Source organism: Bradyrhizobium sp. CAR08, assembly GCF_052871955.1.
Genome location: NZ_JBIXJX010000001.1, coordinates 16296 through 30958, shown reverse-complemented (window position 1 = coordinate 30958; position 14663 = coordinate 16296). Strand labels below are relative to the sequence as shown.

Sequence of the window (14663 nt, the reverse complement as noted above, 5' to 3'; positions counted from 1 at the left end):
TGGGCGGGATGTCGTGAAGTAAAATTGGAAGTAAAAATTCGCTGCATAAACGCGGCTAATGATTCGCCCCGCTGCACCGGCTTTTGGCAACGCGCATAAGATGAAGGCGGCCCTCAGGACTTGAGCGAGTCCCGCGCGGTCTCCGGCGCTATCAACGTTGCGATGATGGTGATGACCGACAGTGCGATGATATACACCGACACCGGCCAGTACGAGGCGGCCCATGCAAGCAGTGCCGTCGCAATCAGCGGCGAGAAGCCGCCACTGAGCGCGGCGGCAACGTTGGCTCCCAGCGATGCGCCGCTATAGCGCACCTGGGTACGGAACAGCTCCGGCATGAAGGCCGCCTTCGGCCCGAACAACAGCGCATGCGTCAGTGTCATCGTCACGACGAGCGCGAGCGTGATCAGCGCCGGCTCCCTGGTGTCGAGGAACCAGAACAACGGAAACGCCAGCGCCACCGAGAACACGCCGCCGGCGAGATACAGCGCTTTGCGGCCGAAGATGTCGGACAGCCAGCCTGCGAGCGGCAGCGTCGCGAGCTCGACGAGCGCGGCATAGACCACCGCGTTGAGGATCACCTGCCGCGGAAGGCCGAGCTGCGTCGTGGCATAGACCACGGTGAAAACAGTGAGGAGATAAGCGAGCCCGACTTCGGACACCGTGATGCCGATCGCCAGCAGGAAGCTGCGCCAGTCGCGGCGCAGGACTTCCAGCACCGGCTGCGCCAGCACCTCCTTGCGCTCGAGCACCTCCTTGAAGTGCGGCGTCTCCGCGAGTTTCAGCCGCACGATGAAGCCGACACCGACGAGCAGGATGCTGATCAGAAACGGCACGCGCCAGCCCCAGCTCAGGAAGTCCGCTTCGGGCAGCTGCGTCATCAGACCGAAAATGCCGGTGGACGCGGCGACGCCGACGGGGAAGCCGATCTGCACCAGACTGCCGTAAAAGCCGCGGCGGTTGCCGGCGTGCTCGGCCACCATGACCACCGCGCCGCTCCACTCCCCACCGAGCCCGATGCCCTGGACGAAGCGCAAAATGACGAGGAAGATTGGCGCCCAGACGCCGATCTGGCTGTAGGTCGGCAGGCAACCGATCAGGAACGTGCCCAGTCCCATCGCGAACATGGTCGCGACCAGCATCTTCTTGCGGCCGAGCCGGTCGCCGTAATGCCCGATGATCGCACCGCCGATCGGCCGCGCGACAAAGCCGACCGCATAGGTCGAGAACGCCGCCAGCGTGCCGACCATGGGATCGAAACTCGGGAAGAACAGCTTGTTCAGCACGAGCGCCGCCGCCGTGCCGTAGATCAGGAAGTCGTACCACTCGATCGCGGTGCCGAGCGCGGCTGCCCACACCACATGCGCCGTCGTCGATTTCTCCGCCGCAGTGGAGACTCCCGATGCTGCCGTCATTGCCATCCGCCCCAAGATTCCTGGGCGACATGATGGCCAATCGTTGTGGCGGTTGCAACTTGCGGGAGTGTTAGTTCTCCCAAGATCAGAATGCGAGATTTTCGCGCCACTGCCTCCTCACTGTCGTCCCGGCGAAGGCCGGGACCCATAATCACAGGGAGGAGTTTGGCAAAGACCGGCGCCCCGGTACTGCGACCGCCCGACTTCGAGAGATCACGCGGTATGGGTCCCGGCCTTCGCCAAGACGACGCGGAGCCTTTATTCTCCATTGACAAACTTATTTGCTAATATCTAACTTGCTGCCACAATAACCGGCCGCGCCAAGCGCGCCCATAAACGAGAGGGAACGACGATGAGAGGGTTTTTGGCCTGCGCCATGCTCGCGGCCATGACTTCGGCTGCCATGACCACCGTTGCGAACGCGCAAATCTCCGACGACGCCGTGCGGATCGGCGTGCTGACGGATCTGTCGAGCTGGGGCCGCGACAACAGCGGGCCGGGCTCCGTGGAGGCCGCGAAAATGGCCTTGGAGGAATTCGGGCCCACCGTGCTCGGCAAGCCGATCGAGATCATCAGCGCCGATCACCAGATGAAGACCGATGTTGGCGTGCAGATTGTGCGCGGCTGGTTCGACAACGGCAAGGTCGATGCCGTCGTCGACATCCCCAATTCCGGCATCGCGATCGCCGTCCACAATATGGTGCGCGAGCGCAACAAGATTGCGCTGCTCTCCGGGCCCGGCGCGAGTTCGCTGACCGACGAGCTTTGCAGCCCGAACACCGTGCACTTCACCTACGATACCTACGCGCTGTCGAAGGTGACGGCCTCCGCCGTGATCAAGGAAGGCGGAAAATCCTGGTACTTCATCACGGCCGACTACGCCTTCGGGCAGCAGCTCGAGAAGGATGCCACGCGCTTCATCAACGAGATGGGCGGCAAGGTTTTGGGCGGCGTGAAGCACCCCACCAATACGGCCGATTTCTCGTCCTTTGCACTCCAGGCGCAAAGCTCGAAATCGGACGTCGTCGCTTTCGCCAATGCGGGCCAGGACACCGACAATGCCATCAAGCAGTCCGGCGAGTTCGGCCTGGTGCAGGGTGGCCAGAAGCTGGTCGGCCTCCTGATGTTCGACACCGATGTCCACGCGATCGGCCTCAAATCCGCGCAGGGTACCTACATGACCACGGCCTCGTACTGGAACATGGACGAGGCGACCCGCGCATGGTCGCGGAAATTCTACGAGCGCACCAAGGTGATGCCGACCATGATTCAGACCGGCGTCTACGGCTCGGTGCTGCATTATCTCAAGGCCATCAAGGCCGCCGGCACCGATGATCCCGCCAAGGCCATGGCCAAGATGCGCGAGCTGCCGATCGAGGATACATTCGTTCATGGCGGACGCTTGCGCGAGGACGGCCGCGTCATTCGCGACATGTATCTCGCCAAGGTGAAAACACCCGAGCAGTCCAAGGAACCGTGGGATTATTTGGAGATCATCAAGACGGTGAAGGGCGAGGACGCCTTCCGCCCGGTCTCCGAGTCGAAATGTCCGTTGCTCAAGAAGTGAGGCCTGCATGACCGGCAACGAGCGCAACGAGACTTACGAGTGCGATGTGCTCGTGGCCGGATCGGGCTGCTCCGGCATGTCGGCCGCCATCACCGCGCGCTATCGCGGCCTCGACGTGCTGATCGTCGAGAAGGAGCCGCGCTTCGGAGGCACCACCGCCCGCTCCGGCGGCTGGCTCTGGATTCCCGGTACCTCGCTGGCCAAGGCCTACGGCATCGAGGAGACACCGGAGCAGGCGCGGACTTACCTGCGGCACGAAGCCGGCAACAACTTTGACGCCGCGCGCGTCGATGCATTCCTGAGCGCCGGGCCCGAGGCGATCGATTTTTTCACCAGCAAGACGGCGCTCCGTTTCGACATGCCGCTGGTGTTCCCGGACTACCACGCCGAGGCGCCCGGCGGCGCCCAGGGTGGTCGTTCGATGGTGGCGCGCCCGTTCGACGGCCGCGAACTCGGCGACCAGATCAAGACCCTCGGCATGCCCCTGCCCGAGCTGACCGTATTCGGCATGATGCTCGGATCCGGCAAAGACATCGTCCATTTCATGCGCGCGACGAAGTCCATAAGCTCGGCGGTCTATGTCGCAAAGCGCCTGTCGCGGCATCTGATGGACGTACTGCGCTATGGCCGCGGCATGACGCTGACCAACGGCAATGCGCTCGCCGGGCGCCTGGCAAAATCGGCCCAGGACCTGAAGATACCGATGTGGCTGTCCTCGCCGGTGCGCGAGCTCACTGTCGAGAACGGCACTGTCACGGGCGCCATTGTCGCCCGCGACGGACGCGACGTCCGCATTCGTGCGAGACAAGGCGTCGTGCTCGCCTGCGGCGGTTTCCCGCATGATGTCGAACGGCGCAAGAAGATGTTCCCGCACGCGCCGACCGGGAACGAGCATTTTTCGCCGGGACCGACCGGCAACACCGGCGATGGGCTGCGGCTCGCAGAACGCGCCGGCGGACATGTCGAGGACAGGCTGCCGAACGCGGCAGCCTGGGTCCCGGTCTCGGTCACCAAGCGCAAGGACGGCTCACACGGCGTGATGCCGCATTTCATCGACCGCGCCAAACCCGGTGTGATCGCGGTGATGCGTGACGGCAAGCGCTTTGCCAACGAGGGCAATTCCTATCACGACTTCGTCCAGGCCATGGTCAAGGCGGCGAAACCCGGCGAGGAGATCGCGGCGTACCTGGTCTGCGATCACCAGACCCTGCGCAAATACGGCCTCGGCTGCGTGCCGCCGTTCCCGATGCCGCTGGGTCATCACCTCAAGACGGGATATCTCATGCGCGGCGAGACACTGGAGGCACTCGCGGCAAAAGCGGGTATCGATGCCAGCGCGTTTACCGAGACCGTCAAGCAGTTCAATGCGACCGCACCACAGGGACACGACGCCGCCTTCGGCAAGGGCTCAAAGGCCTATAACCGCTACCAGGGCGATGCGCTGCACGGCCCGAACCCCTGCGTCGCACCGATCGAGAACGGCCCGTTCTACGCCATCAAGATGGTGGTCGGCGATCTCGGCACCTATGCCGGCATCGTCACCGACGAGAACGCGCGGGCGCTCGATGCGGAGGGACGGGTGATTCCCGGGCTCTATGCCGCCGGCAACGACATGGCGAGCATCATGGGCGGCAATTATCCGGGCGCCGGCATCACGCTTGGGCCGGCGCTGACCTTCGGCTACATTGCCGGCCGTCATCTCGCCGACAGCGCCGCCAAGCGCAACGCGGCGTAAGCCACGCCAGGAGGCGCATGAAAAGAGAGAGCCGCGGCATCCAGTCGATCGAGGTCGGCGGAGAATTGCTCCGCGCGCTTGCAAGATGCGGCGAGCCGATGATGCTGCGCGATCTCGCGCGCGAGGCCGGCATGACGCCGGCCAAAGCGCATCCCTATCTCGCCAGCTTCTCCCGCATCGGCCTGATCGAGCAGGACGAGACCACCGGCCGTTACGAGATCGGCGCGCTGGCGCTGGAGCTCGGCCTGATCAGCCTGCGCCGACTGTCCGGCGCACGCATCGCAGGACCGAAGATCGCGGCGCTCGCAAGCCAGATCGGGCATGCGGTCTCGCTCGCGGTCTGGGGCACGCACGGCCCGACCGTGGTGCAGCTCGAAGAACCCGGCCAGCCCGTTCACATCGTGATGCGCGCCGGTTCGGTGATGGCGCTGCTGGAGACGGCCACGGGCCGCGCCTTTGCGGCCTTCCTGCCGGAGAAGACGATCAACGCCGCGCTCGAAAGTGGCCTCGATCGTCATGGCGTCGGCTATAATCCGAAGCGCGCCGTGAAAGGCGCGAAGGTCACTGAGATGCTCACAGAGGTCCGCAAGCACGGCCTCGCCCGCGCGCTCGGCGACCCCCTGCCCGGCGTCAACGCATTCTCTGCGCCGGTGTTCGATCATTCCGGCCATGTCGCGCTGGTAATCACCGCGATGGGGCCGGAAGGCACTTTTGACGCGCGCTGGGACAGCCCGATCGCCCATGCGCTACGCGATTGCGCGGGCGGCATTTCGAAACGACTGGGTCACGGGATGACGGCTGCGGCGGAGTGATCTACTTCACCGGCACCGTGTAATTCAGAATCAACCGCCCACCATCTGGATAGATCGTCTGCCCCGTGATGTAGGACGCATCGTCACTCGCAAGAAACGCGACGACGGAGGCAACTTCGCTCGGCTCGCCGCCACGGCCGGCCGGCGTGCGTGACATCACGGTCTTGCGGGCATCTTCCGAGGTGTAGATGGACGATGCCACCATGTCGGTCAGAATCGTGCCCGGCCCGACCGCGACGACACGAATATTGTGCGGAGCGAGTGCGACGGCAGCGACCGAGGTGAGCTGCTTCATGCCGCCCTTGGACATGGCGTAGGTCGCAAGCGCCGGGATTGCCAGCAGTGCATTGACCGAGGACATGTTGATGATGACCCCGCCGCCGCCTTGCGCGATCATCTGCTTCGCCGCCGCCTGCACGCCGAAGAACGCGCCCTTCAGGTTGATGCCGATGATTTCATCGAATTCTTCTTCGGAGATCTCCAGGAGGTCCCGGTTGCGAGCGACGCCGGCATTGTTGACCATGATATCGAGCCGGCCGAACTCTTTTGCGGCAGTTGCGACCAGCTGGTCGACATCGGCACGCTTTGCGACATTGCCGACGACAGTGCGCAAGGCATCCGGTCGCGCGAGTTCGGCGGCCGTCGCGGCCAAGCCCTCGGCATCGACATCCGAGATGACGACCTTGACGCCGTCGTCCAGGAATCGCTTTGCGCAAGCCTTGCCGATACCGCGCGCCGCGCCGGTGATGGCGGCGACCTTGCCGGATAGTTTCATGGTCTCACTCCAGAGTAGCTGCTTCGACAGCAGACTGTCGCCGGGCGAGAAACCCGGCTCAGACCGACGCGAAGCTAAGATGAGCACGGAACCGGTTCTTGATAAAGACGGCATCGCGCGAGGGTAGCGAGCGCGGCGGATTTTCGGCCAGAACCTTGATGACAAAAAGGCGCGGGCCATCGGCCGGCTCGTCGAGCTGCGTCGCCAGACGTTCCACCTCCTCGAGCGTCCGCACGGTCCCGGTCGCGGCAAAGCCGCAGGCCACAGCGATCGCAGTGAGATCGACGCCGCGCCCGGTGTGGCTGGCCTGCATACCGGTCTCGCCAAAATGCTGGTTGTCGATCACGACGATGTCGAGATTGCGCGGGCGCGCGACGCCGATGGTGGCGATGCCGCCGAGGCCCATCAATTGCTCGCCATCCCCGGTCAAAGCGAGGACGCGCTTTCCCGGCTGGGCTTGCGCGAGGCCAAGCCCGATCAGCGCGGCGCCGCCCATGGCGCCCCAGAGATAGAAATTGCCGTCATGGTCGCCGACCGAATGAAGATCATAGGTCGGCGAGCCGAGGCCGGACACGACCAGCGTGTCCTTGCGATTCTTCAGGAGCGCGGCGACGGCGGCGCGGCGGTCGAGCTGAGCTTGCATTGGCATCACCACTTCTTCTTGCCGATCAGGCGTTGCCCGATCAGCACCGCGATCTGCTGATCGGAATCGTAGGCGAGCGCTGCGGCCGATTCCACGGTCTCGACCAGATCCTCCGCCGTCTCCGCGCGCATCACCTTCAAACCAATCGCTTCCAGCGAGGGCTGCGTCGCACGGCTCATCGGCACCTGCCAGGGATTGAACTCGGCCCATTCGCCGCGCATCGTCACCAGCATCAGCAGTGGAAATCGTCCGATCGCCGACAGCGACAGCATGTTGATGCAATTGCCGACCCCGCTCGACTGCATCAAGAGCACGCTACGCTGGCCGCCGAGCCAGGCGCCTGCGGCGATGGCGACGCCCTCCTCTTCCGTCGTCAGCACGTTGGTGGTGACGTCGCGGTCGGCGGAGAACAGGCGGATGAGCTGGCTGTGACCGGCATCGGGAACGTAGGACATCTGCCGCACGTCGGCGGTTTTCAGGATGAGGTAGAGCTCGGACGGCCAATCGTCTGCGCGCGTGTCGGGATTGGATTGAAGGCTGTGCACCGCTGGTCTCCGTGGATTTCGAGAGGCACTCTAGCGATGTTCAGGCGCCAAAGCTCTGACCGTCTGGCGCGATCAGGTATCGAGGGATTGTATAGCTGCCTCTTCCGCTGCCGGTGGGACAGCGCACGATGCGCATGGCTGCGCCCTCTCCCCTTGCGGGAGAGGACATCACCGCTGACAGATACAAACTCATTTGGGTGACGGGTATCTCTCCGCGGACTCATCCGCATCCATATGCGCGGAGAGATATCCTCATCCGGCGCTTCGCGCCACCTTCTCCCGCACGGGGAGCAGGAAGAGGAGTCATAGACAACTTCTCGACCTCTAGCCAAACTGGCGCGGCCGCAGCCCGGCATGAAACCAGGTGATCATGGAATAGATATCGTAGACGGGCAATCCGACCTCGGTCTGAAGCGCCGCTGCATAAGGCGGCATGTTGGTGCATTCCAGCACGATCGCGCCGACATCCGGGTTCCTGGCGATCAGCTCCTTGCCGGCCTCGACCACGTCACGTTCGGCCTGCGCGATGTCCATGTCGTCCTTCTCGGCTTTGATCAGGACGCGGAAGAATTCCTTGCCATGCTCGGTGCCGACCAGCGGCGTATCGAGCGGCACGCCGGCGCCTGCGAGATGAGCCGGCGTCAAGGACGCACCGGAGACCGTGACGAGGCCGACGCGCTTGCCCGGCGGCAAGGTCGCCTGCACCCACGGCACCTGCATCAGTGACGAGGTCGCGACGGGAACGCCGACCGCAGCTGCGATCTCTTTCTGGAACAGCGAGAGGAAGCCGCAGTTGGTGGTGATGGCTTCGGCCCCGAGCCGCACCAGATCCTTCGCCGCATCGATGAAATCAGGCAGCAGACCGGCGGCGCCCTTCAGCACCACCTTCTCCGGCGAGGCACCGCTCACCACGCGATAGAGCACAGGGAAAGGCCAGGTGGTGCCGTTGCCCATGTCGCCGGGAATGCGGGGGAAGCGCGCCTCCAGCATCAGGATGCCGAGCGGCGCTCCATAGATGGCCTTGCCGCCGCGGGCGATTCGGGGGGACGAATTGGCTGGAGCGGTCATGATGCGATCTCAGAGAAAACGATCGGGCGAAAACGGTGCAAGCGGAATTTCCGGCGGCTTGCCGCTCAGAAGCTGGGCGACGAGACGACCGGTGCGCGCCGAGCCGACCAGGCCGATATGGCCGTGGCCGAAGGCATAGACAACGTCGCGCGAGGCCCGCGCGTAACCGATGCAGGGCCGGCCGTCCGGCATGCTCGGCCGATGGCCGAACCAGGTCTTGATGCGCGAAGCCGGAATGTCCGTCGGCAGTTTCGGGAACATGCTGAAGAGGTTGTCGCGCAAAATCTCGGCGCGCTTCCAGTTCGGTGCGGCCTCGAGGCCGGCGATCTCGACCGTGCCGGCGGCGCGCAAACCCTTGTCGGTCCAGTTCACCACCATCTTCGCATCCGAGGCCATCATCGAGCTGCGCGGCCCCGATTCCGGATTCTCGATCATGACGTGATAGCCGCGCTCGGTCTCAAGCGGCAGCGGATCGCCGATGGACGCCGTGAGCCGCTTCGAATGCGCACCGGCGGCAATCACCGCGGCATCGCACGCAATCTCGCCGGTCTCGGTCAGGACAGCCACGAGCTTGTTGCCGGATAGCTTCAGCCCAATTGCCTTGGCCCGCACGAGCTTGGCGCCGCTTGCCAGGGCATGTTGCGCGAGCGCCGCGATATAGGCACCGGGATCGCGGCAGCGCCCGGCCTCCTCCACCACCACGCCAAAAGTGTAGCGCGGATGCAAATCGGGCTCGCGTTGACGCATCTCGTCGGACGAAAGCTCAAGCCATTCGACGCCGACGCGCTTGCGCACGCGCCAACCGAGATCGTTGTCGAAATTGCCGCGTGACGGGAAGACATGCATCACGCCGTTACGCTCGATCAATTCAGGGACGCCCGCCTCCTCCGCGAGCTTCCTGTGCAACTGCGGCGCGTCCTTCAGGAGGCCGCGCAGCGCGAAGGCCGTCGTCTCGACCCGCGCCTCGGTCCAGCCCGAGAGCAGATATTTGACCAGCCAGGGCAGCGCCTTCGGCAGATAAGACCAGCGGATCGCGAGCGGCCCGAGCGGGTCCACCAGATAACCCGGCACCTTCTTCCAGACACCGGGCTCGGCCGGCGGGATTACCGAATGCGAAGAGAGCCAGCCGGCATTGCCGTAGCTCGCCGCCTGTTCGCCACCGGGCTCGCCGGCGTCGATCAGCGTGACGCGATATCCCTCGCGCAGCGCCTCGATGGCGCTGATCACGCCGACCGCGCCGGCACCGATGATGGCGACGTGGCGGCCCTCCGACATCGCTTAAGCCTTCACCGCAGGGGCGAAGTCCTTGCCGACCGACATCGCGCGCGGATCGATGATGCAGTGGAGGATCGACGGCTTGCCCGAGGCGAGCGCACGCTCGAACGCCGGCGCGAACTCTTCGGTGCGCTCGACGCGCTCGCCATGGCCGCCGAACGCTTTTGCGTACATCGCAAAATCCGGGTTCTTGAGCTGGGTGCCGACCACGCGTCCCGGATAGTCGCGCTCCTGGTGCATGCGGATGGTGCCGTATTGCGCATTGTCGACGATGATGACGACGAGCGGCGCATCGTATTGCACGGCAGTCGCGAATTCCTGCCCGTTCATCAGGAAGCAGCCGTCGCCGGCGAACGCGATAACGGTGCGATCCGGATATTGCCGTTTCGCGAGCACCGCCGCCGGCACGCCATATCCCATCGAGCCCGAGGTCGGCGCGAGCTGGGAGGCAAAGCTGTGGAAGCGATGATGGCGATGGATCCAGCCGGCGTAGTTGCCGGCCCCGTTGCAGACGATCGCGTCCTTGGGCAGGCGATCGCGCAGCCAAGTCATGACCTGGCCGTACTGGAACGTGCCCGGCAGCTCGCGCGCCTTTTCGGTCCAGGCGAGATAGTCGGCATGCGCCTTGGCGGCCTCGCCCTTCCAGGCAACGGCGCCTGCCGGCTTCAGCGTCTCGACCGCGGCCGCGAAGGCGGCGGGCGTGGCCTGGATCGCGAGCTCAGGCTGATAGATGCGGCCGAGCTCTTCCGAGCCGGGATGAACGTGGATCAGTTTCTGCCGCGGGGTCGGAATGTCGAGCAGCGTGTAGGATGAGGACGGCATTTCCGACATGCGGCCGCCGATCAGCAAAATGACGTCGGCGTGGTCGATGCGCGCCTTCAGGCCCGGGCTCGGCCCGATGCCGAGATCGCCAGCATAATGCGAGTGATCGGCGTCGATCAGCGAGGCCCGGCGGAACGAGGTCGCGACCGGCAGGTCGAACCGCTCGGTAAAACGCGCGATGCTCCGGGTCGCTTCATCCGTCCAGCGCGAGCCGCCAAGAATGACGAGCGGCGCCTTGGCGCTCGCAAGCATGGCGCCGACGCGATCGATATCGGCAGGCGCCGGCCAGCTCACCGCCGGCTCGATGCGCATGGCGTCCGCAACGGCTGCGGTCTCGGTCAGCATGTTCTCGGGCAGCGAGATCACCACGGGACCGGGACGGCCCTGCATGGCGACGCGGAAAGCGCGCGCGACCAACTCCGGAATCCGGTCGGGACGATCGATCTCGACCGCCCATTTCGCCATGGTGCCGAACACCGCCTTGTAGTCGAGTTCCTGAAACGCCTCGCGCTCGCGCATGCCGGTGTCGACCTGACCGACGAACAGGATCATTGGCGTGGAATCCTGCATCGCGATGTGGACGCCGTGGCTCGCATTGGTGGCGCCGGGGCCGCGGGTGACGAAGCAGATGCCGGGACGCCCGGTGAGCTTGCCATAGGCTTCCGCCATCATCGCCGCACCGCCTTCGGCGCGGCAGATCATGACGTCGATCGGGCTGTCGTGCAGCGCGTCCAGCGCCGCCAGATAGCTCTCGCCCGGCACGCAGGTGACGCGCTCGACGCCCTGGGCGACGAGCTGATCGATCAGGATCTGGCCCCCGGTGCGGGCGTTGCGAATGGTCATGACGGCTCCCTCAAGGCTTTGGCGATGCGTTTCGCAGCTTCGCGAATTTTGCTCGGAGCTGGCGTAGGACAGGCCGACAGGGCGCGCAAGATTGAAAGGCTCCTCGCACCCTGCGCAGGCGTCATGCCCGCCCCTGCTGGTTGCACTGCAGCCCATGTCGCAGCCGCTTGCCGGACGAGAGGTGGCGAGCTTCGACGCCTTCGTTGACGACCTGGCCGAACCAGATCGGTGCCCTATTCGACCGCGACCTCAGCGAGGCCGACGTGCCGGCAAACAGCAGGGCACAGATCGTGGAGATGATTTTGGCGTGGCCGGCGGCGAAAGCGTGAGACGGCGAGGTTCGTGCCAAGCATTCGGTGTCGTCCTGGCGAAGCCAGGACCTCCTGGCTTTCGCCAGGACGATGAACAAAAATCACCCGCCCTTTTTCTGCCGCGCGCTCGCCAGCAGTACCAGCACGAAGGAGGCCGCCGTCATCAGCGTCGAGATGGCAGCGATGGTCGGGTCGATCTCGTCGCGGAGGGCGGTGAACATGCGCTTGGTCAGCGGCTGATACTGGCCGCCGGAGATGAAAAGCGCGACGATGGTCTCGTCCATCGCCGAGATGAAGGCGAAGATGCCGCCTGCGACCACGCTGGACTTGATCTGCGGCAAGGTCACCGCGAAGAAGCTACGCAGGCGATTCATGCCGAGGCTGCGTGCGACCATCTCCTGCGCCGGATCGAAACTCTGCAAGCCCGCCAGCACCGAAATGATCACGTAAGGCAGCCCCAGCATCACATTGGCGAGCACCAGGCCCGGCAGCGTCGCGACCAAGCCGATTTTGGCATAGAGGAAGAATATCCCCACCGCAGTGATGATGATCGGCACCACCAGCGGCAACAGCAGCATCATGTGGATCAGCCGCATGATCCGCAGCTTCGACTGGCTGATGGCATAGGCGGCGGAGACGCCGAGCGGCGTTGCGATAAGCACGGTAAGGAGCGCGACCGTCAGCGTTACCCGCGTCGCCTGCATCCAGGCCGCGTTGGAGAAATACTGCTGATACCAGCGCAGCGAGAACGACGGTGGCGGAAAGGTCAGAAAACGCGCGCTGGAGAAGGAGATCGGCGCGATGATCAGCACCGGCAGGATCAGGTAGATCAGCACCAGCGCGCTGATCACATAGAGGGCGATCCGGGCGGGTGACAATCGCGTCATTTCTGCCCCAATATGCGATCGAGCGAGATGAAGCGGCTGACGACGAAGAAGATCGCGAGCACGCTTAAGAGCAGCACGACGGCGACTGCGCTCGCCGCGCCGAACTGGTTGTATAGCTCGACATTGCGGCTCACCAGCATCGACACCATCACCGTGCGGCCGCCGCCGAGCAGTTCCGGCGTGATGTAAAAACCGAGGCAGAGCACGAACACCATGGTGCAGCCTGCCAGCACGCCCGGCAGAGACAGCGGCAGGAAGACGCGGACGAAGGTGAGCGACGGGCTCGCTCCCAGGCTGGCGCCGGCCTGCATGAGGTCGGACGGGATCTTCTGCATGGTGGCGTAGAGCGGCAGCACCATGAACGGCAAGAGGATGTGTACCGTCGCAACCACCGTGCCGAAGGTGTTGTGCACCAGCGCGAGCGGTTCGCTCGTCACCTCGAGATAACGCAAAAGCTGGTTGATCACACCGGTGCGCTGGAGCAGCGCCAGCCAGGCATAAGCGCGCACCAGCACACTGGTCCAGAACGGCAGCACGACCAGCGACAGGATGAGAATGCTCCATCCTTTCGGCACCGAGTTGGCGAGGTAGGCCACGGGATAGCCAAGCAGCAGCGCGATTCCCGTGACCACGAGGCTGATCTCGAAGGTCAGCGCAAAGCTGCGCCAGTAGATGTCTTCGGTGAAGACGCGGCGATAATTCTCCAGCGTGAAGCCGTCATGGTAGATCGACTGCCAGGCGAGCCAGCCGACCGGCAGCACGATCAGAGCCAAGATCACCAGCAGCGCCGGCGACACCAATGCCAGCATCAGGCCGTGTTCGCGACGCTGATGCTTTTGGGAGGGATCCGGCACGGATGTCATCGACGCGGCCTCGCTTCGCCTACTTCTGCATGAACGACGCCCAACGCTTCTCGGTGGCTTCGCCCGCCGGCGAGGACCACCAGGCGTAGGACATCAGGGCCTGCTTGGCCGCATTGGCCGGCTCGCTTGGCAATTGCGCGGCGCGCTCCGGCTTGATCACGCCGGTATCGAACGCCTTGGGATTGCCCGGGCCGTAATCGATATTGAGCGGCAGATTGGCCTGGTGCACGGGATCGACGGCCTCGTTGAGGAATTTGACTGCCGTCTCGAGATTCGGCGCGCCCTTGAGAATGCAGAGCGAGGTGCTCTGCAAAACGCCCTGGTTGTAGGTGAAGGCGACCTTGGCGCCTTCCTTCGCGACTGCGCTGACGCGGCCGTTCCAGGCCATCTCCATGTCGACCTCGCCGTCATTGAGAAGCTGTGCCGACTGCGCACCGGAGGTCCACCACACCGTGATGTGCGGCTTGATCTCTTCCAGCTTCTTGAAGGCGCGCTCGACGTCGAGCGGATAGAGCTTGTCGGGCGCGACGCCGTCGGCCATCAGGGCCGCCTCGAGCGTCGCGAACGGGTGGTTACGCAGTGCGCGGCGCCCGGGAAATTTCTTGACGTCCCAGAAATCGGCCCAGCTGTTCGGCGCGTCCTTCGGAAACGTCTTCTGGCTGTAAGCCAGTACGCTGGAATAGAACTCGTAGGAAACCGAATAGGGGCTGCGATAGGACTCCGGCATCGCCGCGCCATTCGGGATCTTCGAGAAGTCGAGCTTCTCGATCAGCCCCTGCTCGCCGCCACGCAGGCAGTTGCCGGTCGGAGTATCGACGACATCCCAGATCGGCTTGCCGCTGCCGACTTGCGTTTTGATTGCGGGCCAGGCATCGGGAATGGAGTCCTGGTTGACGGTGATGCCGAGCTTCTTGGCGGTGGGATCGAGAATCGCCACCGTCTGCGCCTGCTGGTAGGCGCCGCCTTGCGAGACGAAGGTGATCTGTTCGGCAGCGGCGGCGATGCCGGTTGTTGCGAACATTCCGAGCGATCCGCCCAACAAAGCGTAGCCAAATCGAAAATCTCGTTTCGTCGTCATCCTCGCCTCCTCTGTCACTAATTA

14 protein-coding genes are annotated in these 14663 nt (G+C 64.4%); 3 read left to right on the top strand and 11 right to left on the bottom strand.

All coding sequences use genetic code 11. The annotated features are described in order from the left end of the window. Window positions 1-113: 113 nt before the first annotated feature. On the bottom strand, window positions 114-1415 hold the full coding sequence (locus ACIPUD_RS00155; protein ID WP_247370136.1) for an MFS transporter: 1302 nt from the start codon (window positions 1413-1415) through the stop codon (window positions 114-116). A gap of 352 nt (window positions 1416-1767) precedes the next feature. Between ACIPUD_RS00155 and ACIPUD_RS00150 the strand changes: the two genes are divergently transcribed. Genes ACIPUD_RS00150 through ACIPUD_RS00140 form a run of 3 tightly spaced genes read left to right on the top strand, consistent with a single transcriptional unit; the run spans window position 1768 to window position 5529 of the window. After that, entirely contained in the window at window positions 1768-2982 is a 1215-nt protein-coding gene (locus tag ACIPUD_RS00150) for an ABC transporter substrate-binding protein (RefSeq protein ID WP_085351926.1), read from the top strand. A gap of 7 nt (window positions 2983-2989) precedes the next feature. After that, entirely contained in the window at window positions 2990-4717 is a 1728-nt protein-coding gene (locus ACIPUD_RS00145; RefSeq protein ID WP_446479955.1) for an FAD-dependent oxidoreductase, read from the top strand. 17 nt (window positions 4718-4734) lie between these two features. Continuing rightward, window positions 4735-5529 carry an IclR family transcriptional regulator gene (locus tag ACIPUD_RS00140; protein WP_446479954.1) on the top strand — a complete coding sequence of 265 codons (795 nt, stop codon included), beginning with the start codon at window positions 4735-4737 and terminating at the stop codon, window positions 5527-5529. Window position 5530: 1 nt separating this feature from the next. On the opposite strand, the gene ACIPUD_RS00135 is transcribed toward ACIPUD_RS00140, so the two are convergent. The 10 genes from ACIPUD_RS00135 to ACIPUD_RS00090 form a co-directional block, all read right to left on the bottom strand. Further along, window positions 5531-6304: an SDR family NAD(P)-dependent oxidoreductase gene (locus ACIPUD_RS00135; RefSeq protein ID WP_085351929.1), complete on the bottom strand. Its 774-nt coding sequence runs from the start codon at window positions 6302-6304 to the stop codon at window positions 5531-5533. Between the two features lie 58 nt (window positions 6305-6362). Continuing rightward, window positions 6363-6953: a thiamine pyrophosphate-dependent enzyme gene (locus ACIPUD_RS00130; RefSeq protein ID WP_143273367.1), complete on the bottom strand. Its 591-nt coding sequence runs from the start codon at window positions 6951-6953 to the stop codon at window positions 6363-6365. Continuing rightward, window positions 6953-7492: a phosphonopyruvate decarboxylase gene (locus ACIPUD_RS00125; RefSeq protein WP_446479953.1), complete on the bottom strand. Its 540-nt coding sequence runs from the start codon at window positions 7490-7492 to the stop codon at window positions 6953-6955. Before ACIPUD_RS00125 ends, ACIPUD_RS00130 begins: the two co-directional genes overlap by 1 nt. A gap of 324 nt (window positions 7493-7816) precedes the next feature. Further along, window positions 7817-8560, bottom strand: a complete 744-nt coding sequence (locus ACIPUD_RS00120; RefSeq protein WP_018454014.1) for an aspartate/glutamate racemase family protein — start codon at window positions 8558-8560, stop codon at window positions 7817-7819. Window positions 8561-8569: 9 nt separating this feature from the next. Beyond that, window positions 8570-9835, bottom strand: coding sequence for an NAD(P)/FAD-dependent oxidoreductase (locus ACIPUD_RS00115; protein WP_446479952.1), 1266 nt, complete (start codon window positions 9833-9835; stop codon window positions 8570-8572). 3 nt (window positions 9836-9838) lie between these two features. Continuing rightward, window positions 9839-11500: a thiamine pyrophosphate-binding protein gene (locus ACIPUD_RS00110; protein WP_085361520.1), complete on the bottom strand. Its 1662-nt coding sequence runs from the start codon at window positions 11498-11500 to the stop codon at window positions 9839-9841. A gap of 121 nt (window positions 11501-11621) precedes the next feature. Continuing rightward, entirely contained in the window at window positions 11622-11849 is a 228-nt protein-coding gene (locus tag ACIPUD_RS00105; RefSeq protein ID WP_162496545.1) for a hypothetical protein, read from the bottom strand. Window positions 11850-11912: 63 nt separating this feature from the next. Then, complete coding sequence (locus ACIPUD_RS00100; protein WP_085361521.1) at window positions 11913-12698, bottom strand: ABC transporter permease; 786 nt, start codon at window positions 12696-12698, stop codon at window positions 11913-11915. Next, window positions 12695-13507 (bottom strand): ABC transporter permease, encoded by an 813-nt coding sequence (locus tag ACIPUD_RS00095; protein ID WP_039798931.1) that lies wholly within the window; start codon window positions 13505-13507, stop codon window positions 12695-12697. The genes ACIPUD_RS00100 and ACIPUD_RS00095 overlap by 4 nt, the downstream gene beginning before the upstream one ends. Before the next feature lie 73 nt (window positions 13508-13580). Further along, the gene (locus ACIPUD_RS00090; protein ID WP_085361522.1) at window positions 13581-14639 is read right to left on the bottom strand and encodes an ABC transporter substrate-binding protein; all 1059 of its coding nucleotides are present in this window, start codon (window positions 14637-14639) and stop codon (window positions 13581-13583) included. Window positions 14640-14663 lie beyond the last annotated feature (24 nt).